Raw genomic sequence first — 25485 nt, forward strand, 5'->3', positions numbered from 1 at the left:
ACCTCCGATATTGCTTATGCCGCCCCCTGGATGGCTTTCAGACCTGATGGGAATGTAGGCATCGGTACCATGAATACTTACACCCGCCTGTCTGTTAATGGTGGTATTACTATTCTTTCACCTGTCAATTCCAGCAACCCGCGTCCGCCGGTATCAGCCGGTACCATCACCGGCGAAATAAGAGGAACCAGCCCGGGCTGGTATGCCGGCGATGATGGTTTCCTGAGATTGAGTGCGGGTGGAGGAAGCAATATCAATACCAAATCGTTTATCGATTTGTCGGGTTATACCGTTAACCAGCCGGAACTTTTCAAGAACATCGTAATGGGCACTGCCGGACAGGAAAGGCTGCGTATCGATGCCTACGGCAACGTTGGTATAGGCATCAACAACCCCGACGTAAAACTGGCTGTAAACGGCGATATCAGGGCAAAACGTGTGAAGGTAACCGCTACCAACTGGCCCGATTATGTTTTTCACCCGTCTTACCCGTTACCGGGTTTAATGGAAGTGGCGGATTATATCCATCAGCATCAGCACCTGCCGGGCGTGCCTTCACAGGCGGAAGTACAACGGGAAGGCAGCGTGGATGTAGGCGCCATGAACGAAACCCTTCTTAAAAAGATAGAAGAGCTTACGCTCTATATGATCGAACTGAAAAAGGAGAATATCTCCTTAACAAACCGGGTGCAGCAACTGGAATTAAAACAACGCTAATAACAAAACAGCCTTGTAATACAATATTACAAGGCTGTTGCTATAAAGATCAACCCCGTTTCCCGCCACGGGTTATTAAGAAAATGATCAGGCCCACTACCACTGCTACGGCAAGTATACCGGTCCACACGCCCGCTTTGAAAATACCGCCTATCACTTCACAGCTGCTGAGTAAAAGTACAAGGCACGACAGTAACAAATAAGTGAGGTTCTTCATATCGTTCAGTTTTAATGTTATACAATACCAGACATATCCTGTACCAAAATATATTTGTAAGTGTCAGAATAATTAACAAGCTTTAGCAGATCAACCAGAACAGTATGAATTCAGGGAAAGCCTTCAGATCGGGGCTGCGCGTGGTGGCTTCCCATTCCTCACTTTGGGGACTCTTTCTACAGGGTGACCGCCACGCTTTCGCCGAAATATACGATACACACATTGATGATCTCTTTCATTATGGCATGCATTTCTGCCAGGATAAGGAAAGGGTGAAAGACTGTTTACAGGACCTGTTCCAGGATCTATGGATCAGCAGGGAGCACCTGACCGCCAATATCGGGAACGTACGCTATTACCTCATCAGCAGCCTGAGAAGGCGGCTGCTCCGTGCATTGCGTAAAGACCGCCGTTACCAGCACCGCGAATCATGGGAAGCGTTTGAATTTGAATGCACGCTTCCCCTTGAACATCAACTGATCCAGCATGAAACTGCCGAAGAACAGAAGCGCCTTCTTCAGCAAGCACTTAGTAACCTGTCGCGGCGCCAGCGGGAAGCCATCTATCTCCGCTTTTTCCAGAACCTGAACTATAATGAAGTGGCCGATATCATGTCCATGCAGGTTGATTCTGTTTATAATACCATCTCCAAAGCCATCGGCATCCTTAAAAAGAATCTCCCGCTGCCGCTCCTGTTGCTGTTTTTAGGGAGATAGAAAAAATATTTTAAAAAAAGTGATGAGATTTGCATCATTACCTGCTCTTTAAGTAAAAGCACGTTCTCTTGGCCTCCAGTAATTATTTATCATACACCGCCCGGGAGTTCGCGATGGATGAGGACTTCCAGCAATGGGTACTGCACCCGGAGCAAAGGAATGTGTTCTGGGAATCATGGCTCAGGCAACATCCGGAAAAGGAACCTGTCATCAGCAACGCCAGGCAACTCGTGCAAAGCATCCGCTTCCGCGATTATCCGCTGTCGGCACCGGAAAAGGAACAGCTGTGGGATGCTGTGCTGAACGGGCTGGGAGAAGAGAACGAAGAAGAAGTGATACCTGCCCGCCGGCCCAACTGGAGAAGTGCATGGAAATACGCTGCTGCAGTGATCCTCGGGGTATTACTCGCCGGCGCCTGGTGGTGGTGGAAGCCCGCCCCTGAGCAACCCGCCATCGTTAGCACCTTTACCCGGCTGGGAGAAACCAGGAAGCTGCTGCTGCCCGATAGCTCGGAAGTAACGCTGAATGCCGACTCCCGCCTGTTGTATGCCATTACGGGAACAGGCCGGCGGGAAGTATGGCTCGATGGAGAAGCCTTTTTTCATGTAAAACATACTGCCTCCCATCAGCCATTTATTGTGCATACCTACGATCACCTGGATGTGGAAGTATTGGGAACGCAATTCAACGTAAACAGCAGCGGTAAAGAAATTGTTGTGGTACTGCAACAGGGAAGTATCCTGCTGAATATTGGTGAAAGCAATACAGGTAAAGCGGCAGCGCTGTACCTGCAGCCGGGGGAAATGCTCCGCTACAACAAACAGGATGGCGACTATACCAAGAAAAGTGTAGACGCCGTAAACTATACCTCCTGGCACACCGGCCGCTTAATGATGAATGATTTTACTTTGTCTGACGCCGCTGTGTTCATGGACCAGGTGTTTGGAAAAAAACTGATCATACGCGACACACAATTATTAAACTATAAAGTATCGGGCTCAATGCCTATCATTTATGACGCCGATACCATGATGACACAGCTGGGTAAGGTTTTCCGTATGCAATTCAACCAAAGAGGCGATGAAGTCTGGATCCATAAGCCGTAAAGCTCGCCGCTCAATTTTATAGATGTCTTATTCCTAATCGTTAAAACCTGTTCAACATGAAAAAAGGTTTACGTGTTTTGCTGATGCAAGCATTGGCCCTGTATTTCCTGTCCCAAACGGTATCAGCCCAGGAAGCGGCTGTTGCCATCAAAGAGCCGGCTCTCCCCGAAACCGGCAACAGTGCAGAAGCACAACCCGATGAATCTTCCCTGAAAACTGTTCTCCATCTCATCGAAGAACATTTCAGTGTATCTATCGCCTACAAAAGCAACCTGGTTAAAAACAAAAAAATACAACTATCTGTCGCTGCGTGCCAGTCGCCCGAAGAAGCGCTGGGCAAAGCCCTGGCCCCTTTTAACCTGCACTTCGAAAAGGTAAGGGAACACTTTTATATGGTCACCGAAAAAATACCCGCTCCCGCACCTGCAGAACCCGGCGCAGTACAACAGCAACACCCGGTAAAAGGCGTGGTAAGGGATGAAAAAGGAAATCCCGTGGCAGGTGTAACCGTCCGTATTGCAGGTACCAGTATAGGCACGGTTACCAATGCAGATGGCTCCTATACCATCGCTGCACCAGGAAGGAGTACCGATGAACTGGACATCACTTACATTGGTTATGAAACACAACGTATACCCGTTGGCGGTAGAGCCCTTATTAATGTTACCATGAAAGAAGGCTCCAGTGCGTTGAATGAAATAGTGGTCACCGGTTATACCACGCAAAAGAAGAAAGACCTTACCGGTTCAGTAGCTGTAGTGAATATAGATAACCTGAAAAAACAACCCTCCGGCCAGGTAACCGAACAGCTGCAGGGACAGGCATCCGGCGTTACTGTAATAGGTTCAGGCCAGCCGGGAGAATCCCCGCAGATCCGTATCCGCGGCGTAAATACTTTTGGCGCCAACTCCCCTTTGTATGTAGTGGACGGTGTGCCTACCACAGATATTGCTGATCTCAATCCCAATGATGTAGCCAGCCTGCAGGTACTGAAAGACGCCGGCGCAGCTTCCATCTATGGTTCCCGGGCTTCCAACGGGGTGATCATTATCACTACCCGCCGGGGCTCAGGTAAAGTAAAGGTGGCCTACGATGGTTACTATGGCCGCCAGTATCCGAAGAACGGCAATGTATGGAACACCCTTAACCCGCAGGAGCAGGCCGACCTGAGATGGCTGGCGTATAAGAACTCCGGGCTGGATCCCGGCACCGCCCTCTATGGTAATGGTGCGAAACCCGTAATACCGGATTATATCCTGCCATCGGGCGCTATGGAGGGAGATCCTTCCGTTGATCCATCTCTCTATTACGTAAATCCGAATTATACAGACCTGGACGATTACAACAGTTTCTACCAGATCTCAAGAGCTAACAAAGCTGGTACTAACTGGTACCGTGAAATATTCCGCCCGGCGCCTATTACCAGCCACAATGTAGCCGTAAGTGGAGGCGGCGATAAGGGCAACTATCTCTTCTCCCTGAATTATTTTAATCAGCAGGGTACTTTGATGAACACTTACCTGAGAAGATATACGGTACGCTCTAACACACAATACAACATCACACCGGGTATCAGGGTAGGAGAGAACCTTGCTTTTTCTATGTCAGAAAATCCTTCGGTAGATATCAATACATCAGATGCCGCTATTGGTCATGCTATGCGCGAGCAAAGTATTATACCGGTATATGATATCAAAGGCAACTTTGCCGGTTCCGCCGGCGATGCACTGGGAGACGCTTTTAACCCGGTCGCTATGCAGTACCGCACCCGCAACAATAAAGGGCTGAACACCCGTTTGTTTGGTAATGTTTATGGAGAAGTGGACTTCCTCCGGTACTTTACTTTGCGCACCAGTTTTGGTGGAGAAGTAGCCTCCGGCTGGTCGCATTCCTTCCTGTTCCCGCAATATGAGAACAAGGAAAATTCTACCAGTAATTCATATACAGAAGGCTCTACCAATTCACATAGCTGGACATGGACCAACACGCTTACCTATCACCAGACGTTTAATAAGAAACACGACCTGAAAGTAATTGCAGGTACGGAATCGTTCGATAGCCGTAGCCGTGCAGTAGGTGGTACTACCAAAGACTATTTTACTTTTGATGATTACTTCCCCGACCTCAGCACAGGAACCGGCACGCAAACCAACTACAGCAACCGCCAATCAGAAGGCCTGTTCTCTATCCTGGGCCGGATAGATTATGCGTTTATGGACAAGTACCTTTTAAGCGCTACCTTACGCCGCGATGGGTCCTCTAAATTTGTGAACGATCACTACGGTACTTTCCCCGCCATTACAGCAGGATGGCGTATTTCGCAGGAGGAATTTATGAAGAAGATCAGCTGGATCACCGACCTGAAGATCCGCGGTGGATGGGGCATCATGGGCAACCAGCTGAACCTCAGCGTTAACAATGGTTATTTCCTTTATGGCGGCAACCGCAACTCCTCCTATTACGACCTGGCCGGTGTTAATAACGGTCTCACTGCAGGCTTTGCCGGCACACAGATCGGCAACCCCGATGCCAAATGGGAAAGCGACGTGAATGCCAATATCGGTATAGACGCCAGCCTGTTTAACGGGCAACTCGATTTCTCTGCCGACTACTACCGTAAAGATATTAAAGACCTCCTGTACAACCCCGAGCTGCCAGGCCTTGCCGGTACCGGCGCCCAGCCTTTTGTAAACATCGCCCGCATGAAAAATGAAGGGTTCGATTTTTCTGTTGGCTGGCATAAAAATATCAATAAGGATCTGCAACTGAATATCAGCGGTACGCTCACCACTTACAAAAACAAGATCGTGAAAATTGCTGATGGAGTGGATTATTTTGACAGTGATAGTCGCCGCTTCGATGGCAGCAACATCATCCGCAATGCAGTAGGACAACCGGTTTCCTCCTTCTTTGGTTATAAAGTGATTGGCTTCTGGAATGAGGAAGCTGAAATTGAAACAGCAGACAAACAGGCGCAGAAAGTAACTAATACACCGGACGCCATTTACCAGGAAGGTGAAGGGCTGGGCCGTTTCCGCTACCAGGATGTAAACGGCGATGGTATCATCACACCTGATGATCGTACTTTTCTCGGTAATCCTAACCCTGATTTCTCCTATGGTATCAATCTCGGCGTTACTTACAAAGGATTTGATTTCAGCATCTTCCTGTTTGGTACGCATGGCAACCAGATCTGGAATAACGTGCGCTGGTGGCGGGATTTCTATCCTTCTTTTGAAAGCGCGAAAAGTAAAACGGCCCTGTATGATTCCTGGCGGCCGGATCACCACAATGCTAAGGCGCCCATCCAGGAAGTGGACGGATCTACCAGTACGCAAGGCGTTCCCAACTCCTATATGGTGGAGAACGGCGCTTACCTGCGTGCAAAAAATATGCAGCTGGGGTACACCTTCCCTACAAAACTACTGTCAGGCATACACGTAGAAAAGCTGCGTATTTATGTCCAGGCCGCCAATGTATTCACCATCACAAAGTACTCCGGGCTGGATCCTGAAATCGGCGGCGCTGATATCACTGACTTTGGTGTAGATGAAGGCGCTTATCCTAATCAGCGCCAGTTCCTCATTGGTATTAACCTGGGTTTCTAATAATTGCTCAATTTAAAAAAGCAGGATCATGAAATCATTATATCATATACTGTTAAGTGCGGCCATTGCAACACCCTTCCTTTCCGGTTGCAGTAAAAGTTTCCTGGATCGCACGCCGCAATCTTCCCTTGAAGAATCATCCCTTACCAATAAGAAGGGTGTAAATACTCTGCTCATAGGCGCCTATGGCGCGCTGGACGGGCAGGATTTTAAAGATGGAGATATGGTAAATCTCTCCGGTGGCAGCGGTTTTGCCGTATCGCCCGATAACTGGATCTATGGCAGCATATGTGGCGGAGATGCCCACAAAGGCAGCGATCCCGCTGATGCCGCTGCGATATTGCAGATAGGTACTTTTGTAGGTAATGCCGCCAATGGCTTCTTTAACGATAAATGGCGGGTGAATTATGAAGGTGTACGCCGCTGCAATTTCGTGCTGCATATACTTCCGAATGTTACCGACATGACCGATGCCGAAAAGAAAGAACTGGCAGGAGAAGCCCGTTTCCTTCGCGGGCATTATTATTCAGACCTGAAGAAGCTATTTGATAATGTGCCCTGGGTAGATGAAAATTCCAACAGCTTTAATAAGCTGGATGTAGATGAATATAAAATACCCAACGATAAAGACATCTGGCCGATGATTGAAGCAGACTTTAAGTTTGCAGCTGAAAACCTGAATGAAATACAGGATGTGATTGGTCGCGCTAATAGTTGGGCCGCCAAAGCTTACCTGGCTAAAACACTGCTTTACGAAAAGAAGTATGCGGAGGCTATGCCTATTTTTGAAGATGTGATTGCGCATGGCGTTACTGCCAAAGGAACACCTTATGCGCTCACTACGAAGTTCCATGATAACTTTGATGCTTTTACGGAGAATAACAGCGAGGCCGTTTTTTCCATACAGTACAGCGCCAACGATGGCTCAGGCGGTACGGGTAATGCCAACCAGGGCGAGATGCTGAACTATCCCTATAACGGACCTTTCAGCTGTTGCGGTTTTTACCAGCCTTCGCAGGACCTGGTGAACTCTTATCGTACCGATGCCAACGGGCTTCCTTATATTGATAACTTTAATGATCATCCTGTGAAGAGCGATATGGGACTGACCAGCAGTACGCCCTTTACTCCAGATGCCGGTAACCTGGATCCACGGCTCGACTGGACCGTTGGCCGCCGGGGTATTCCTTTCCTCGACTGGGGTAATCATCCGGGTATGGATTGGGTGCGCGACCAGCAATCCGCCGGTCCGTATGCAGCTATTAAAAACGTATACATGCAGGCCACGCAGGATAAATATTACGATGGTAATGGCTGGGCGCCCGGTAACGCTATTAACTATGTACTGATCCGCTTTGCAGATGTATTGCTGATGGCTGCTGAATGCCAGGCCCAGGCCGGAAGCCTGGCTACTGCGCAGGATCATGTGAATGCCGTGCGTACCCGCGCTGCCAATCCCGTTGGCTGGGTGAAAACCTACCTGGATCCATCCAAACCAATGGGGGGGTATACCAATATACCTGCTGCGAAGTACAACATCAAAACATACCCTGCCGGCGCCTTTACCGCCAATGGCAAAGCCTGGGCAATAAAAGCTATCCAATTTGAGCGTAAGCTGGAACTGGCCATGGAAGGGCACCGCTATTTCGACCTGGTACGCTGGGGCATTGCACAAACAGAACTGAACCGCTACTTCAGTTACGAGAAAAACATTACCACCGATGTAGAGAACGGCAACTTCACCAGCAAAAACGTGCGGTTCCCCATTCCGCAACGGCAAATTGATCTTAGCGTGAAGAACGGTACGGCTACGCTGAAACAGAATGTAGGGTATTAGCGGAGGTTGTCTGACTCAGGATTATGATGATTATGCTGATTAGCTGGATTTGATCATTTGGGATTTTAAAGGATTAGGGGAGATAAAAGCGAATAATGTATCCGCTTTTATCTCCCTTAATTTTTTTCATCATTATAACATCCAGGATGTAAATTCAAAGTAATCAGTATAATCATCATAATCCTGAGTCAGACAAAATCCGCGTCCGGGAGCCGGGAGAATTTTTCCGCCCATTGCAGGCCGCCGGCCAGTTCCTGGTCACTGAATTCTATATGGATCACCCGGCGGTTATGCCCATTGCTGCTGCGCCCGGAAGCATGCATGAGTAAGGGGCGCATGATCATGATACCGCCTCTTTTTACCTGGCAGCTGACTTCCTGCGTTTGAGTCAGATCAAGGTGGTCTGCCCGGTGAATACCTTTCATGTGCGAGCCCGGCAGCACTTTTAAAGCGCCATTTTGCTCATCGGTATCATCCAGGTGGATGCGGAGTGTATAGATGCTTTCCAATATGCTGACTGGCGGTTGTACTGCATACTGGCCGGGCTTTACCGTCCACGGGCCATAACCCGCTACCGGTAGTTTTTCCGTTACTGAAATGGTGAGGTCCTGGTGCCAGGCCACAAACCAGTTTGACTGGCCAGGCTTATCAAAGTAAATGGATTTAACAGGAACATGATGCTTACCAAAAAGATCATGAATAATCTGCCTTACGGAAGGCGTAAATATCAACGGAATAATGGAGGGTACTTCCTGCAGGAAACGGCGGATAGCAAAGAGATCGCTGGTTTTTCTGAAGAATGGACTATGCCGATCCACACTATCAATCACACTAATCATCTCTTTTACAGATGTTTCAGAAAATATATCCGGTATTATAGTATATCCCAGTTGTTCCAGCTCCTGTTTGTATGTCATTATGTTCCCGTTATTCATTTGCAATTATTAGTCACAAAAAAATCCGCTTACATCTCCCCGAATCTTTTAAAATTATTACAAAATCAAATCAGCGTAATCAGCGAAATCAGTTTAATCCTGAGTCAGACAACCTTCGCACCAAACTATTTAATCAGCGTTATACTGCCTTTAAACTCAAATTTTTCTCCTCCTTCACAAACCGTTTGCATGGAGTAAATATAAGTGCCCATTGGCGCCTCTTTGCTGCCGCTGCGGCCATCCCAGCCGGAAGCAGGTGCATTGATGGGGAAATGGGTGTTTTCAAAAACAAGCGTTCCCCAACGGTCGTAGATGCGCAGCCACCCGATTTCCTTTACGCCTTTCCCTTTGGGATAGATCCTTTCGTTCCGGCCATCCCGGTTAGGTGTAAAGGCGTTTGGCATAAAGATAGCGCTCTGGTTGCAGAGTATGTGTAACACAACCTCATCGGAGGCTTTACAGCCATATACGTTTTCTACTTCCACCAGGTATTTTGTAGTGAGATCAGGCGTAGCCTGCACTCTTGCACAGGTGCTGCAATCGAGCGATGTGGCAGGGCTCCAGCGCCAGCGTACTACATCGCTGCTGGTATTGGCGGAGAGGTACACCGGGGTACCGGCCATAATTTCCCGATCTATTCCTGCATTCACAGCGGGAGTGGGATGAACCTGCACCGTGAGCGATGCTTTATCAGAAAAACAATTATCCTTATCAAATCCGGTTACTTCATAAATATATTGCCCGGTACGCGGAAGTGTAGCCACAGGAGCAGGAGAGGAGGGCTTGTCGATACCAATGCCCGTCCAGGCATAATAGTCCGTGCCCGATACATGGAGTGGTAACTTATCGCCCAGGCACAACACGGTATCAGGCGTAGCCTTTATCTCAAACGGTTGTACCACGCGGAGCTGTACTTCATCATTATTGATACATCCGTTATTGTCCGTTACTTTCACCTGGTAGGTAGTATTAACAACGGGAGCGGCTGTGGGCTCTGCAAGGGATGGATCATTTAATCCTGTTGCCGGGGTCCATTCGTAGGTACTGCCACCACCGGCATGCAGTAAGGTAGTGTTACCAAGACAAACAAACGATGCGGGTGCGCTGGCTTTAATATCTGGCAGTGGTAAGATGTTCAACGGGTGAACTACCTCATCGGTACAACCGTCTTTACTGGTAACAATAAGTTTCACCTGTACCAGGCCAGGCTGGGAGTAGGACTGGGCGGCTGGTTGCTGCACATCGCTGGTTTGGTTGTTGCCAAAATCCCAGCTCCAGGTAACATCGCTGGTTTTGGTAACACTGCCACTGAAGGTAACCGGCACATCTTTGCAGGCCTGATCAGGCGCACTGATGGCGGCTAACGGTTTGGGATATACGTTTACAGGTACCTCTACCGTTTGTTTACAGCCATATTTTGTGGTGGCTGTCATGCCGAATTTATACTCGCCTGATTTGTCCAGCTGGAATACCGGCGTAGTGGTATTAATATCTGCAGGTGTAAGCGAGGCGTCATATGTCCAGGTAAAGGTGGGTGCAATGCCCAGTTCCTCCACGGAGTAGCTGTTGAATACCGGCGCAAAGGTAAGCTGGCCGGCATCGCATATTTTAGCGGGTGTAGGATTCAGTTTAATATCCAGCTGATCTATCACTACCGGGTGATCCAGGAAGGCGCTGCCTTTGCAGCCTGCATCATCTTTCAGCAGCAGTCGTGGTTTGTAAATTCCAGGTTCGGTGAAATGATGTTTTGTTTCGAGGGCCGTGGTTTGTTCCACGTTACCATCGGTAAAGTCCCAGCTGAAGGTAGTGGCATTTTCAGGTTTGATGGTGAATGTGATTTCTTTTTCCAGACAGCCGCCATCTGCGCTGGTGGCAATAGTGGCGTAAGGGCCTGTAACAATCACTATCTCGCTGTATTCATCTTCCGTATCTGCATCGCCTTTTACTTTGAGCTTTACGGTATAATGCCCGGACTCAGTATAGGTATGTACCGGGTTAAACTGGTCGGAAGTACCGCCATCGCCAAAGTCCCAGGAGCAGGTAGTATAGTTGATGGAAGTATTGGTAAAACGGAAGATCATCGGCGCGCATTTGCTGCCGTTCACAAATTCTGAAGTATAGGTAAATCCTGCGCCTACGGCGGATACCTTGATGTTTTGAGTTATCTTATCGGTACAACCGTTATTGTCTTTCAGCTGTAGTGTTACCGGGAAGAGCCCTTTGTCGGGATAGAAATGTGATACATAATAAGGCTCATCTGAGGTGTTGCCATCGCCAAAGTCCCATTTAAGATCGGTGATATAGCCGCCTGTTACATAGGAGGTATTGCCGAAGTTCACTGTGCTTCCCGGCTTCACCAGGTAGTAGTCGGCATAAAATGAAGCCACAGGTCCGTTCACCTGCAGGGTTTTCCCGCTGGTAGTGTTGCTGCATCCATCCTGGTCGGTAACAGTTAAGGTAGGATAGAAATAGTTGCCCGCTTGTTGATAAGTATGTTTGAATGGACCGCTGGTAAAGGTTTCCAACGGGGTGCCATCACCAAAGTTCCATTGCCATTTTACTATTTTGTTACTGAAGGTAAGATCTGTGTTATCGGTAAATGTAAGCGCTGTGCCTTTACACTGCGCTTCCGCCGGTAGATTAAAGTCTGCGATAGGACCGCGTGTTTTCACTGTAATAACGTTGCTGGTGTCATAGCAATACAGCTTGTTCTGCATGAGCAGGCGCACGGTATGCATACCGGGACTGGGATTGGTATAGGCATAGGAGCCGTTGTTGAATCCCCATGTAATATTAGTTTCATCTATTTGCCAGTAGTAGGGATCATAATTGTAAATACCGGTGGCCGCGGAGGTCATTTTAAAAGTAACTGTTTCATTACTGCAAAGATCTGTTTTGTCGGAGGTGATAGTAACGGGAGACGGTGCAATAATGGTAACTGTTTTACTCAGGTAGGTATTGCAATGACCATCAGAAGTAGTGAGTTGTATGGTATAGGTACCTGATCTGGAATAAATATGCGTAACCGTACCGCTTTGCCTGGTATACGAGGTGTCTGTACCGTCGCCCCAGTTCCATTTCCAGCTGGTGGCGCCTACTGAATAATCGCTAACTGTAACGGTAGTACGTTTACTACAGTCTACCGGTTCGATATTAAATCTCGGGAAAGGATTCACCGCGTTGATATATGCTTTTTTAGTGATGGTATTCTGGCAGGAGCCATTGGAAACCGTTAGGGTTACATCATAAATACCGGGCTCTGAGTAACTGTGCTGGGAGGTACTGCTGTAGGCATAGCCGCCGTCCCCGAAGTCCCATGACCAGCTGTTGCCAATATCTGATTTATCGATAAAGGAAGTAAGGGTATTGCCGCATACTTCGGGAGCGCTGGGAGAGTAAAAGTCGGGGGTAGGTTTTTTATATACTTCCACCCTGCCTGCAACTGTTTTTGTTCCCGTACAGCCGTTACCGGTAGTATACTGCAGTGTAACAGTATAGAAGCCTGCCTTATTATAAGTATGTTCCGGCTGGGCTTCGGTAGAAGTAGTGCCATCGCCGAAGTTCCACAGGTAGGTTTTAATAACATCATTATTGTTAATGCTGGCGTAAAAAGATGCTTTGAGCCCTTCACAGCCGTTGCTGTTCGAAATATAAGGGTATACATCGGTTTGACTGATATACAGGTAATTGGTACTGTAATTAACACATCCGTCTTTACTGGTGGCGGTGAGGTTTACATAAAAGGAGCCTTCCCGGTTGTATACATGGGTAGGATTCTGTAAAGTGGAGGTTTGCCCGTCATCAAAATTCCATAACCAACTAACGGCGCCGGTCATGTTGTCTTTGAAATTAACGGTTGCCGGTACGGAGCAAATGGGTTTGTTATCCGTGCTGATCTGCCCGGTGGGGGTTGGTTTTACGGTAACTGTCTTTTCCACTACATCAGCGCAGTTGCCATACATGGCGGTGAGCCTGATATTAAGTTGCCCTTCTGCAAGGGGATTATAGATAACGCTGTTCTGATACGACCAGGCATATTGTCCATTAATTTCCCAGGTGGTACTTTGTGGTTGTATGGGCGAGAAAGTAGCCTGGAATTGCGCCGCCTGGTTGGTACATATCAGTGAAGGAGTAGAGAAGGTAGTAGCGTAATTAGCTACGTTGATGTCGGTTACCGATTCAGTAGCAGTACAACCCCGTTCATTCGTTACCGTTAGTTTAATACTATGTGTGCCTTTGGTAGTGAAAGTATGTTTCAGCGGATCTTTGAGCGTACTGGTGCCGCCATCGTCAAATTCCCATTTATAGGAGAGCGTACCGGTACCGGTGGAGGTGTTGGTGAACAGTACATCTACCGGCGCTTTACACAATGTTCTTTCCGCCACGCTGAAGCTGGCGCTGATAGCGGGCGCCACATCCACTACTTTTTCCAGCACTTTGAAATTCGTACAGCCGTAACTGTCAGTTACCGTCAGGATCACGCTGTACACGCCGGGCTTGGTGTAGGTATGACTGGGAGAGCTGCCGCCGTTCTGTAAAACTTCGCCGTCGCCAAAGTCCCAGCTGAAGTTCTGCAGGCTCCCTTCTGCAGTGGATTTATCAGTGAATGTGGTCGTAAACGGCGCACATCCCTTACCGGAGGAAACGCCGAAGTTTACTACAGGTTTGGCCCTTACCGCGATGTAATCTGTTTTAACGGCGGTTTTAGTACTACCGTCACCAAAGGTTACTTTTAACGATACGGTATATTTTCCCGTTTTTACATAAGTGGCGCCGGGATTTTTTTTGGTAGAAGTAGTACCATTGCCGAAATCCCATAACCAGGCAACGGGGTTACCGGTAGAGAGATCGGTGAAACTGGTAATGAGCGACTCACAGTCGCTGGTAGCGGAGGCACTAAAATCAGCGTTTTGTTGAGCAACAGCACTTAAACGGATAAAAAAACAGAGCACAAGGGATACAACAAATTTGCCTCGGACAGGGAAACGGTACATTGTATTTATAGGTATATGAAGTAAAAGTAGGCTTTTCCCGGGATATTTACTGTGCCTGGTATCACTAGAATATTATGTTTTCGCTGTACGATTAATGCTTAATTTTAAAGATCTTAAAAGCAGCTTTTTATGTCACATTTGTTCAGTCCCCTGCAATTGAGGGAAGTTACATTCCGGAACAGGATAGCGGTATCGCCTATGTGTGAATATTCTTCCACCGACGGGTTTGCCAATAACTGGCACCTGGTGCACCTGGGTAGCCGGGCGGTAGGCGGCGCCGGCCTGGTATTAACGGAAGCGGCAGCCGTATCCCCGGAGGGCCGTATCTCCATTCACGACCTGGGTATCTGGAAAGATGAGCATTTACCTATGTTGCAGGCCATCACTGCTTTCATTACTGAGCAGGGCGCAGTACCGGGCATCCAGCTGGCGCATGCCGGCAGAAAAGCCAGCACGGTAAGGCCCTGGGAGGGAAGCAGGGCTTTGCCCCCGGAAGATGGAGGCTGGCAGGTGGTAGCACCCAGCGCCATTCCGTTCAACGACGTATATCCGATACCGGTAGCGCTCACGGAAACAGGTATACGTAAAGTAAAAGATGATTTTGAAGCAGCTGCTATCCGCTCGCTGAAAGCTGGTTTCCGGGTGATTGAAATACATGGCGCGCACGGTTACCTGTTGCATAATTTCTTATCTCCCCTCAGTAATCAACGTACAGACGAATACGGCGGCAGCTTTGAAAACAGGATACGGCTCCTGGTGGAAATCGTGGAAAGGGTACGTGCGGTATGGCCGGAACAATATCCTTTGCTGTTGCGTATTTCTGCTACGGACTGGGCAGAAGGTGGCTGGAACCCGGAGGAATCGGTAAAGCTGGCAGCCATTGTAAAAGAAAAAGGAGTAGATCTGATAGATTGCTCTTCAGGCGGATTAGCCGCGCATCAGCAGATTAAGGTAGGGCCTTTATACCAAACGCCTTTTGCCGAAAAGATCCGTAAGGAAGCCGGTATTGCTACCGGTGCAGTAGGGCTGATCACTACTCCGGAAGAAGCGGAATCGATCATTGCCAACGGCCGTGCCGATATGGTGTTAATGGCCCGCGAAATGCTGCGGGACCCTTATTTCCCCCTGAGGGCGGCACATGTATTGGGTGCGGAAGTGAAGTGGCCGATACAATATGAAAGGGCGAAGCCGAGGAAATAATCATTAGCCGTTAGTATAACTGCTAACGGCTAATGACCAGGAACTATTTCAATATTGCTTCAATAGCATCCAGCTCTTCTTTGGAAAAAGCGGTATTCTTCAGCGTATCCAGGTTGTTGTCCAGTTGGGCAACAGAGCTGGCGCCAATTAATACGGTGGTGATCCTTTTATCTTTCAGGATCCAGGCCAGCGCCATTTGTGCGAGCGACTGACCGCGTTGCTGCGCCAGCACATTCAGTTTTTTAACTTTCTCTATTCTTTCAGGAGTTACATCACCTTCCTGCAGGAACCCGCTAGGCTTGCTGGCACGTGATCCGGCGGGGATACCGTTCAGGTAGCGGTCAGTAAGTAATCCCTGGGCCAGGGGCGAGAAGGGTATACAACCCACGCCGTTGGCTTCCAGTACATCCAGCAATCCTCCTTCTATCCAGCGTTCAAACATGCTGTATTTAGGCTGATGTATGAGGCAGGGAGTGCCAAGTGATTTCAATACTTCCACTGCTACTTGTGTTTGCTCAGCATTGTAGTTGGAAAGCCCTACATATAAAGCCTTTCCCTGTTGTACAATGCTATGCAGCGCGCCCATTGTTTCCTCGATGGGGGTAGCCGGGTCGGGGCGGTGGGAATAGAAAATATCCACATATTCCAGCTGCATACGGCGCAGGCTCTGATCCAGGCTGGAAATAAGGTATTTGCGGGAGCCCCAGTCGCCATACGGGCCGGGCCACATGGTGTAACCTGCTTTGCTGGAAATGATCAGTTCATCCCGGAGATGCCCGGTGAAATCCTGTTTCAATATCCTGCCGAAATTTTCCTCTGCACTACCAGGTAACGGGCCATAGTTGTTGGCCAGGTCAAAATGGGTAATACCTTTATCAAAAGCATTGTGAATGATACTGCGTCCGTTTTCGAAATTGTCAACAGAACCGAAGTTGTGCCATAAACCCAGTGATACGGCAGGCAGTTGTAAACCGCTCTTACCGCACCTGTTGTAAGTCATATTATTATACCTGTCTGCTGCGGGTGTGTAATGCATGGAATTTTTATTTTAGGGAAACAAGATAGAAAAAAAAGCGGATTTTGTCTGACTCAGGATTAACCTGATTACATTGATTACGCTGATTAGATTTTGTGGGGATTTTAAAAGGATTCGGGGAGATATAAGCGGATTAGATGGTATGAGGGTATGAAAATGAGTTTGGGGAGATAAAAGCGGAAATATCCACTTTCATCTCCCCAAATTTTATACAAATTATTACAGATAATCTAAATCCACATCTTTTCAAACTCAACAAAAACTACTGTAATATTCAAAAAATCAATTCGCTTCTATCTTCCCGAATCCTTTTAAAATCCCCACAAAATCTAATCAGCGTAATCAATGTAATCAGTTTAATCCTGAATCAGACAACCTTAGCTCAGTTCTTCTACGGGAACCCGCGGGGAGGCCTGTTGTTTCAGTTTATTGCTTTCCTTCAGTTTGGCCGGAACCGGGCGTATTTCCCAAACTATTCCCAGAAAACCTAACGTTTTGATAATATAGTAGGTAATATCAAACTCCCACCAGTAGAAACCCTGCCGTGCGGCGCTCTGGTAGTAGTGGTGGTTATTATGCCAGCCTTCGCCCAGGGTGATCAGCGCCAGGATAGCACTGTTGCGGGATTCATCGCCGGTATAATATCTCTTATTACCAATTTTGTGCATAAGTGAGTTAATGGTAAAAGTGCCATGGTACAAGATCACGGTGCTCAGGAAAAACCCGATCAGTAAGGTAGATAACCCTGCGGACCAGTCGAACCAACCGGTACCATTTACCTTATTACCCACAAAGTAAACGGCAATGGCCAGGATCACGGCCGGCACCATATGCCATTTATTCAGCCACAACAGTTCCTTTGCCTTGTGGTCTTTGATCAGGTCAAAACGGGTAGGTTTATATTCAGGGCCCATGATCCAGCCGATATGGGCATACCAGAAGCCGTATACATTGGCGGAATGCGGATCTTCGGGGGTATCGCTGTGTTTATGATGAATACGGTGGTTGGCCGACCACCATAAGGCGCCTTTCTGTAAGCTGCTTTGTGCACCGCCTGCCAGGATAAACTGGAAGAACCGCGACGTTTTAAATGCACGGTGCGAGAAATAACGGTGATAACCAGCCGTTACAAAAAACATACGTACTACATACAGTACACCGCATAAAATCCAGTCGAACGCTGTTGTTCCGGTAAAAAATGCCAGTAAGGGCACCGCGTGAATGCCCATGAAATCTACCTGATGCCACCAGTTTGGTGGTTTTCTGTCTTGCTTGATCGCCTTATTCATTCCACAAAGATAATTTCCGTCTTTTATTAAATAAATGATTTAAATCATTTGGACAAAGTTAAGTGCTTTTCCCCGGTTTTTGCGTCCCTCTGTTCCCGGCGAACTTTTTACAACCGGATGTGTTAGAGAGAAACGTAGTGCTATCCTTTCATCACGTTAAAGTAATTATTATGTCACAATTAATTTCGGCTATCAGGAACAATGTAAAGTATTGGTGGTTATACCTGCTCAACGGAATTATCTTCCTGGTTGCAGGCTTTATCGTTTTCTCCAATCCCTTCAGCAGTTACGTATTGCTCAGCATTTTCTTCAGTGTTACCCTGTTCGTGACCGGCATCTTTGAAATTGCCTTCGCGGTGAGTAACCGCAGCGCGCATCACGGTTGGGGATGGTCGCTTGCATCGGGCATTATAGACCTGGTAATAGGTTTTATCCTCATGTTATATCCATCTGTAAGTATGGCAGTGATACCACTTTTCCTGGCTTTCTGGTTTATGTTTAAAGGTATCAGCCTGATAGGCTTTTCCATTCAGTTACAAACAGATAAAGTGCCCAACTGGGGCTGGCTGCTGGTGGGAGGTATCGGTCTTATTATCATTTCCATCTTTATTCTCGATAACCCCGCCCTTGGGGTAGCTACCGTACTGGGACTGATGGCAGCCGCTTTCTGGGGAACCGGTATCCTCAGTATCCTTTTTGCTTTCCGTCTTAAACATGTAAAAAAAGAATTGAGGGAGCACGGTCTGTAAACACCTGCCTGCTAACCTGGTTACAGCGAACAATGAAGTGAGCGCTCACTTCGTTGTTCGTTGTAACCGCTTTATGCTGTCGGCATTTTCCTGTATATTCGGTGTTGCTAAATCTAATCTCTTCCGATGAAAATCAACAGAATCTATGCTATTGCATGCCTGCTGCTGTGCGCGGGAATGCAACAGGGAATGGGGCAAACTGTATCTAAGTATGATGCGCATGAGGCTTTTTCTCCCTTGTTCTACCCGGCACCGGGAAATGAGTTCCGAAGCGCAGGCGGACAACCAGGCCCGAAATACTGGCAGAACGCGGCAGACTACAAACTGACCGTAACGCTTGATACCGCGCAACATCGTATAAGCGGTTCCGTTGTCATTACCTATAAAAATAACAGCCCGGATCAACTGCCTTTTTTGTGGTTGCAGCTGGATCAGAATATTTACCGGGAGGATTCCCGTGGAAGCGCTACTGTGGCCGCTTCTGGTGAGCGTTTCGCCAATCGCAGCTTTACACAGGGATTTGAACTGAAAAACGTAAGTGTGATCAGTGCCGGGAAAGCGGCTGCCGCCAATTACCTGGTAAATGATACGCGTATGCAGGTGAAACTGGCAGACGCCCTCAAAACAGGCGGCTCCCTGCAGCTGAAAATAGATTACGCATATACCATTCCGGAATACGGCACCGACCGTACCGGCCGCCTGCGCACTGCCAACGGATGGATTTACGAGATCGCACAGTGGTACCCGCGCATGGCAGTGTATGATGATATACTCGGATGGAACAATATTCCCTACCTGGGCGCGTCGGAATTTTACCTCGAATACGGCAATTTTGATTATACCATCACAGCGCCCGCCAGCTTGCTCATAGGAGGCTCCGGCGAGCTGGTGAACGAAGCGCAGGTACTATCGCCTAAAGAAATAAGCCGTCTTGCCAAAGCGCGCAACAGCGATGAAACGGTGTATATCCGCGACAGCGCAGACATAAAGAACAACACGCCATCAGGTAACCGCACCTGGCACTTTGTATGTAAAAATACCCGTGACGTGGCCTGGGGCGCCTCCGCTGCCTTTATCTGGGATGCTGCACGTATTAACCTGCCGGGAGGCAAAAAAGCGCTGGCGCAATCACTCTACCCGCTGGAGGTTGCAGGTAAAAATGCCTGGGGCAGATCTACCGAATATGTAAAAGGATGTATTGAACATTACTCGGACAAGTGGTACGTATATTCGTACCCGGTAGCTACCAATGTAGCGGGAATAGTAGGAGGCATGGAGTATCCCGGTATTGTTTTCTGTAACTGGAAATCTACAAAGGGCGGCCTCTGGGGCGTTACCGATCACGAGTTCGGGCATAACTGGTTCCCCATGATCGTAGGCTCCAATGAACGTAAATATGCCTGGATGGACGAAGGTTTTAATACGTTTATCAACGGCATCGCTACCCAACATTTTAATAACGGCGAATACGCTACCCGCCAGAGTATGCAGCGGGCCGCTCCGATGCTGTTTTCCGCCAATGCTGAAGCCATCATGAACACACCGGATGTAATAGGGCTCAATTATAACGGCATTGCCGCTTATTATAAACCTGCAGCAGGCTTGAACCTGCTCCGGAATGAAATCCTCGGCCCTGAGCGTTTCGATTATGCTTTCCGGGAATACATTAAGCGCTGGGCATTTAAACATCCCACACCCTGGGATTTTTTCAGGAGCATTGAAAACGCCGCAGGTGAAGACCTCAGCTGGTTCTGGCGTGGATGGTTCTTTAATACCTGGAAACTGGACCAGGCAGTAAAAGAGGTGAAATATGTAAAAAATGATCCCGCACAAGGCGCCCTCATCACCATCCAGAACCTGGAACAACTCCCCATGCCGGTGGTGCTGGCAGTAACAGATGCCAATGGCAAAACGGATACGGTGCGCCTGCCGGTGGAAATCTGGCAGCGTGGCGGGAACTGGACATTCCGTTATCCTTCCACTACTAAATTAGCCAGCGTGGTCATTGATCCTGCAGGTAATTTCCCCGATATTAATCCATCCAATAATACCTGGAAAGGCGATACCGGCAAACCTGTGCCAGCCGGTACTACGCCAACGGCTATACTGAGAAAGTACATTGATGCGGTAGGCGGCGATAGCCGGTTGAAAGGCTTGAAAGACCTGTTACTGGAAGAAGATGGTACGGTTCAGGGCACCGTTATTGAACGTAGCATGCAGGTAAAGCAGCCGGATAAAATATTGCAGGTGGTAACGGTTCCCATTAATAAAATGGTGGCATACAGGCTGCTCATCAACGGCAGCAATGTAAGTGTAGCCCGCATGGGACAGAACATCCCCTTGTCTTCGTCGGATAAAGCCATTCTGAAAGATAAAAGCAGCCTGTTCCCGGAACTGCAATATCTCAACAACAGCAATGATGTTAAACTGGAACTGTTGCCGGTAATAGAGGATATAAATAATACTGACACCTATGTGATTGGCGTTGCCACCTCCAACGGGGCCCTCATGCGGAACTACTACGATGTGAAAACAGGGCTGAAGGTACGCACCGTATTCCTGCCGGGGCAGGAAAGCAAAGAACCGGAAACAATTATTGACTATGCTGATTACCGGGATGTAAACGGGATACAGTTACCGTTTACTGTTAGTACCAACACCGGTAGTTTTGATGCGGTGATGAAAGTGAAGAAGGCGGTAGTGAATGGGGGGATAGGAGAGGAGGTGTTTAAATAGTTTACGCTGGTATTCTTATCCTAAAGTTAATATCTTCGCGGCAGCACCAATGTCATGAAAGAATGAAACAACTCCGGCCGGTAATGTTTGTGGGCACCGCCTCCGATGTAGGTAAAAGTGTGATCACAGCCGGGTTTTGCCGCATTTTCAAACAGGATGGATATACTCCTGCGCCTTTTAAGGCCCAGAATATGTCGCTCAACAGCTATGCAACACCCGGTGGCCTGGAAATAGGCCGTGCGCAGGCGGTACAGGCCGCAGCTGCAGGCGTGCCTTGCCATACCGATATGAACCCGGTGCTGCTGAAACCGACCAGCGACCGTAATGCCCAGCTGGTGCTGCATGGCAAGCCTGCCGGTAACCAATCGGCCTGGGAGTATTTCATGGAAGATGATAAACGTGCGCTTTTTGAAGAAGTAAAAGATGCGTTCAACCGCTTGTCGCAACGCTACAACCCTGTTGTAATGGAAGGAGCGGGCAGTATCTCAGAACTGAACCTGCGCGCAAAGGATATTACCAATATGCGGATAGCCCTGCATGCAGGTGCAGCCGTGTATCTTATTGCGGACATCGACCGGGGAGGTATTTTTGGTAGTGTGTATGGCACCATCGCGTTGTTGCCACCGGAAGAAAAAGCATTGATAAAGGGAATCATCATCAATAAATTCAGGGGTGATATCCGGTTGTTTGAAGATGGAAAGGCTATGCTGGAAAAGATCACCGGCGTACCGGTAACCGGTGTATTACCTTACTATCATGATATTTATATCGAAGAAGAAGACGCCGTTTCGCTGCCGCTTAAGCAGAAGCGGTATGCTACAGGAGAGATCAATATAGCGATCGTATTGCTGCGGCATATGTCGAATTTCACCGATTTCAATGCGCTGGAAAAAGATGAAAGGGTGAATATCTTTTATACAGATAATCCCGCAGAACTGGCGGCAGCAGACATTATTATCCTTCCCGGCAGTAAAAATACGATAGCCGACCTGGTAGCTATCAGGAACAACGGTACTGCTGCAGCAATAACGGAAGCGCATAAACGAAATAAAACAGTGATTGGCATTTGCGGTGGCTACCAGATGATGGGGCAGCAGGTGGCAGATCCTCATGGGGTGGAGGGTGCTGCCGGCAGCATCCCCGGACTGGGTATTTTACCCGTAAGTACCGTGCTTACCAAAGAGAAGGTAACACGGCAAAGAACCTTTTACTATCGTGGCCGGCAGAAAATATGTGAAGGATATGAAATTCATATGGGAGATACCACTGCGGTAGTTCCTTCTCCGCTGAATACCTTTACCGGTGGCGGTACAGATGGTTATTTCCTGCGGGATAACTGCTGGGGAACCTACCTGCATGGCATCCTCGATAATGATGCAGTGATCAACGACCTGCTGGCGCATTGCGGCAAACCCGTGGTGACAAAGGAATTTGATTACCGCCGGTTCAAAGAAGAACAATATAACAAACTGGCAACACATATCCGTGAACATCTGGACATTCCGGCTGTTTATAAGGCGCTGGAATTATAATAATATTGCATTATGATACAAGGACACGGAGACGATGGCTACCTGTTTGATCAGCAGGTGAAGGCTGATTTCAGCTCCAACGTATGGTATGGTGGCTTACAGGCAGGACTAAAGGAGCATCTCAGTAATAAAATAAGCGGTATTGATCATTACCCTGATGCGGGCGCCGCAAAACTGCAGGCCCTGCTGGAAAGCCAGGCTTCCCTGCCAGCTGGCAGTATCCTGGTGACCAATGGCGGCACAGAAGCTATTTACCTGGTGGCCCAGGCCTTTACCGGCGCTACCACTACCGTGGTAGTGCCTACTTTTGCCGAGTATGAAGATGCGTGTAAACTTTACCGGCACCAGGTACAATACCTGCAGTGGGATAAACTTACACCGGATACCACATTCACCACCGACCTCGTATTTATCTGCAATCCTAACAATCCTACCGGGCAGGCGCTGGATGAAAAAGCCCTGCAGCAACTCATTACACATAATAAACATACGGTGTTCATCATAGATGAAGCCTATATACAGTTTACGCTGCATGCCGTTACCATGTTGCCGCATTTGCACCGGTTGCCTAATGTGCTGGTGCTGAGATCCATGACAAAAACGTGTTGCATCCCGGGGTTACGATTGGGCTATGTGGCTGCCCGCAAACAGCTGCTGGACAGGGTCCGCGCATTCAGGATGCCCTGGTCCGTGAACAGCCTTGCACTCGAAGCGGGTTATTATATCCTGGAGCACCCGGAACAGTTTACTATTTCCGCCGGCGGTCTGTTACAGGAAACATTCCGGCTGTGGGAGGCTATCCGTAAGATGCCGGAGTATAAAGTGCATGCATCACACACGCATTTCTTCCTTTTTGAAACATTAACCGGTACCGCTGCCGGCCTGAAGGCATGGTTGATGGAACGTCATGGTTTACTGATCAGGGATGCTTCCAACTTTTACGGACTGGAACCCGGTCATTGCCGTGTTGCCTGCCGCAGCGCCGCAGATAACAAATTACTGATCACCGCTTTGCGCCAATGGACCCTGTATTAAAATTCGTATTGCCATTACTGTTAGGGTACATTGCCGACCTGGTGCTGGGAGACCCGCGCAGCTGGCCGCATCCGGTGAAAGGATATGGCTGGTTGATCAGGAAGGGCACGCATTGGCTTAACCGGGGCAGCGCCCGTTTCTGGAAGGGAGCTTTACTCACTGTTACGCTTTGCGGAGCCGTGTATATAAGTTTTTATTTTACACTTATAGTACTATCGGGGTGGCCGGTGGTGTACTATGTATTCAGTACGGTGTTTGTTTTTTATGCCCTGGCCAATAAAAGCTTGCTGCAGGAAGGCCGGGAGGTATTTGACGCATTACATCACGAAGGACTGGAAGCGGGCCGTCGGCGGCTCTCATGGATAGTGGGAAGGGATACCGGGCATTTGTCGCCGTACCAGGTCCGTATCGCGGTGCTGGAATCGATGTCCGAAAACCTGAGCGACGGAGTAGTGGCGCCGCTTTGCTTTTATGCCGTACTTGGCCTTCCCGGTATGATGCTCTATAAAATGATCAATACCCTGGATTCAATGATAGGCTATAAGAATGCGCAATACCTGTATTTTGGACGTTTCGCCGCGCGCCTGGATGATGTGGCCAATTTTATCCCGGCCCGTATTACCGCCCTGCTGATGATCCTTTTGTATGGCAGCAGCCGCGCCTGGCATTTTATGATCAAATACGGCCCGGCCCATACCAGCCCCAATTCCGGTTACCCCGAAGCTGCGCTGGCGGGCATCCTCGACTGCCGCTTCGGCGGGCCTAACCAGTACCAGGGAATTGAGGTGCACAAACCTTATATTGGCGAAAATGAACGTAATATTGAACATGATGAATTCCGTAAGGTGATGTACCTTAATCATGCCGTTACCTTTGTAATGGTGATCAGCATCGCGGCAATAAAATATTATCTGATATGGAAAGCACAGCAGTAACACCACAGGGAGAAAAAGAAAGGATCAGTATTTTAAGTTGCGGCTGGCTGGGTAAGCCGCTGGCATTGCACCTGAAAGCCGCCGGCTATCCTGTAAAAGGGGCGCGCACTACTATAGAAGGAGTACAGGAGCTCCGGGCCCTGGGCCTGGAAGCCTATACCGTAGTATTGTCGGAAAACGTGTTAACCGGCCCGGATGATTTCTGGGATGCCGACATCCTGGTGGTAAATATCCCGCCCAGGAAAGAAAGGGGAAAGGATGCACATGTATCAGAGATCATGCTGCTACGCAGCTTTATTGAAACAACGCCTATCCGTAAGGTAATATTCGTTAGCTCCACTTCTGTATATAAGGATATCAACGGACTGGTAACCGAGGAAAACGAGGAGATGCCGGATACGCCCAACGGCATGGCATTGCGGGAGGTGGAAGAGCTGTTGCTGGGGTCAACTGCCTTTGATACTACCGTGCTTCGTTTTGGTGGGCTGATCGGCTACGACCGCCTGCCGGATCAGCGCCGTATTATGGAAGGCCGGAAATCCAATGGTCAGCCTATGAATGTGATCCACCGCGACGATTGTATCGGTGTGATACGCCAGGTGATAGAGAAAGATGCCTGGGGAGAAGTGTTTAATGCCTGCGCCAGCGGGCATCCGCAACGGAGCCGTTACTATAAGGCGGCTGCTCAGTATCTTGGTATTCCCATGCCACGGAAGCTGCCAGCCGAGGAAGAACCATATAAGATCGTAGGTTCCAGCAAACTGAGGAATATGCTGGGATATTCTTTCCTGTATGATGATCCGTTGCAGGTGTTTACAACGAATGTTTAAAGTTGGTCTCCGG

Annotated in this window: 16 protein-coding genes and 1 pseudogene; 12 read left to right on the forward strand and 5 right to left on the reverse strand. The window is 48.5% G+C overall.

The window, feature by feature from the left end:
* Window positions 1–717: pseudogene (locus VIM72_RS11370) on the forward strand (hypothetical protein); the annotation flags it as partial.
* Between the two features lie 49 nt (window positions 718–766).
* Here the strand turns inward: VIM72_RS11370 and VIM72_RS11375 are convergent.
* Window positions 767–934, reverse strand: a complete 168-nt coding sequence (locus VIM72_RS11375; RefSeq protein WP_142685332.1) for a phosphatidate cytidylyltransferase — start codon at window positions 932–934, stop codon at window positions 767–769.
* A gap of 104 nt (window positions 935–1038) precedes the next feature.
* Here VIM72_RS11375 and VIM72_RS11380 point away from each other — a divergent pair, with 104 nt between their 5' ends.
* The 4 genes from VIM72_RS11380 to VIM72_RS11395 all read left to right on the forward strand — a co-directional run bounded on the left by VIM72_RS11380 (window position 1039) and on the right by VIM72_RS11395 (window position 8201).
* On the forward strand, window positions 1039–1650 hold the full coding sequence (locus VIM72_RS11380; protein ID WP_332002957.1) for a sigma-70 family RNA polymerase sigma factor: 612 nt from the start codon (window positions 1039–1041) through the stop codon (window positions 1648–1650).
* 68 nt (window positions 1651–1718) lie between these two features.
* On the forward strand, window positions 1719–2756 hold the full coding sequence (locus VIM72_RS11385) for a FecR family protein (protein WP_332002958.1): 1038 nt from the start codon (window positions 1719–1721) through the stop codon (window positions 2754–2756).
* Window positions 2757–2812: 56 nt separating this feature from the next.
* Complete coding sequence (locus VIM72_RS11390; protein WP_332002959.1) at window positions 2813–6364, forward strand: TonB-dependent receptor; 3552 nt, start codon at window positions 2813–2815, stop codon at window positions 6362–6364.
* A gap of 28 nt (window positions 6365–6392) precedes the next feature.
* A complete protein-coding gene (locus tag VIM72_RS11395) occupies window positions 6393–8201 on the forward strand; it encodes a RagB/SusD family nutrient uptake outer membrane protein (RefSeq protein ID WP_332002960.1) in 1809 nt (602 codons plus the stop codon).
* Between the two features lie 188 nt (window positions 8202–8389).
* Here VIM72_RS11395 and VIM72_RS11400 read toward each other — a convergent pair whose 3' ends face one another.
* A complete protein-coding gene (locus VIM72_RS11400; RefSeq protein ID WP_332002961.1) occupies window positions 8390–9118 on the reverse strand; it encodes a phytanoyl-CoA dioxygenase family protein in 729 nt (242 codons plus the stop codon).
* Between the two features lie 143 nt (window positions 9119–9261).
* Window positions 9262–14088, reverse strand: a complete 4827-nt coding sequence (locus VIM72_RS11405; protein WP_332002962.1) for a PKD domain-containing protein — start codon at window positions 14086–14088, stop codon at window positions 9262–9264.
* Window positions 14089–14259: 171 nt separating this feature from the next.
* Here VIM72_RS11405 and VIM72_RS11410 point away from each other — a divergent pair, with 171 nt between their 5' ends.
* A complete protein-coding gene (locus VIM72_RS11410) occupies window positions 14260–15330 on the forward strand; it encodes an NADH:flavin oxidoreductase/NADH oxidase (RefSeq protein WP_332002963.1) in 1071 nt (356 codons plus the stop codon).
* Window positions 15331–15373: 43 nt separating this feature from the next.
* Here the strand turns inward: VIM72_RS11410 and mgrA are convergent, their stop codons facing one another.
* Both mgrA and VIM72_RS11420 read right to left on the reverse strand, forming a co-directional pair.
* On the reverse strand, window positions 15374–16366 hold the full coding sequence (mgrA, locus tag VIM72_RS11415) for an L-glyceraldehyde 3-phosphate reductase (RefSeq protein ID WP_332002964.1): 993 nt from the start codon (window positions 16364–16366) through the stop codon (window positions 15374–15376).
* 377 nt (window positions 16367–16743) lie between these two features.
* Window positions 16744–17655: an acyl-CoA desaturase gene (locus VIM72_RS11420; protein WP_332002965.1), complete on the reverse strand. Its 912-nt coding sequence runs from the start codon at window positions 17653–17655 to the stop codon at window positions 16744–16746.
* A 170-nt stretch (window positions 17656–17825) separates the two neighbouring features.
* Here VIM72_RS11420 and VIM72_RS11425 point away from each other — a divergent pair, with 170 nt between their 5' ends.
* The 6 genes from VIM72_RS11425 to VIM72_RS11450 all read left to right on the forward strand — a co-directional run bounded on the left by VIM72_RS11425 (window position 17826) and on the right by VIM72_RS11450 (window position 25472).
* Window positions 17826–18404, forward strand: coding sequence for an HdeD family acid-resistance protein (locus VIM72_RS11425; RefSeq protein WP_332002966.1), 579 nt, complete (start codon window positions 17826–17828; stop codon window positions 18402–18404).
* A gap of 126 nt (window positions 18405–18530) precedes the next feature.
* Window positions 18531–21140: a M1 family metallopeptidase gene (locus tag VIM72_RS11430; protein WP_332002967.1), complete on the forward strand. Its 2610-nt coding sequence runs from the start codon at window positions 18531–18533 to the stop codon at window positions 21138–21140.
* 62 nt (window positions 21141–21202) lie between these two features.
* Window positions 21203–22672 (forward strand): cobyric acid synthase, encoded by a 1470-nt coding sequence (locus VIM72_RS11435; RefSeq protein ID WP_332002968.1) that lies wholly within the window; start codon window positions 21203–21205, stop codon window positions 22670–22672.
* A 12-nt stretch (window positions 22673–22684) separates the two neighbouring features.
* Entirely contained in the window at window positions 22685–23707 is a 1023-nt protein-coding gene (locus VIM72_RS11440; protein ID WP_332002969.1) for a pyridoxal phosphate-dependent aminotransferase, read from the forward strand.
* A complete protein-coding gene (cbiB, locus tag VIM72_RS11445) occupies window positions 23692–24642 on the forward strand; it encodes an adenosylcobinamide-phosphate synthase CbiB (RefSeq protein WP_332002970.1) in 951 nt (316 codons plus the stop codon). The genes VIM72_RS11440 and cbiB overlap by 16 nt, the downstream gene beginning before the upstream one ends.
* Window positions 24624–25472: an SDR family oxidoreductase gene (locus VIM72_RS11450; protein ID WP_332002971.1), complete on the forward strand. Its 849-nt coding sequence runs from the start codon at window positions 24624–24626 to the stop codon at window positions 25470–25472. Before cbiB ends, VIM72_RS11450 begins: the two co-directional genes overlap by 19 nt.
* The last annotated feature ends 13 nt before the right edge of the window (window positions 25473–25485 follow it).

This window comes from Chitinophaga sp., assembly GCF_036569185.1.
GTDB lineage: Bacteria > Bacteroidota > Bacteroidia > Chitinophagales > Chitinophagaceae > Chitinophaga.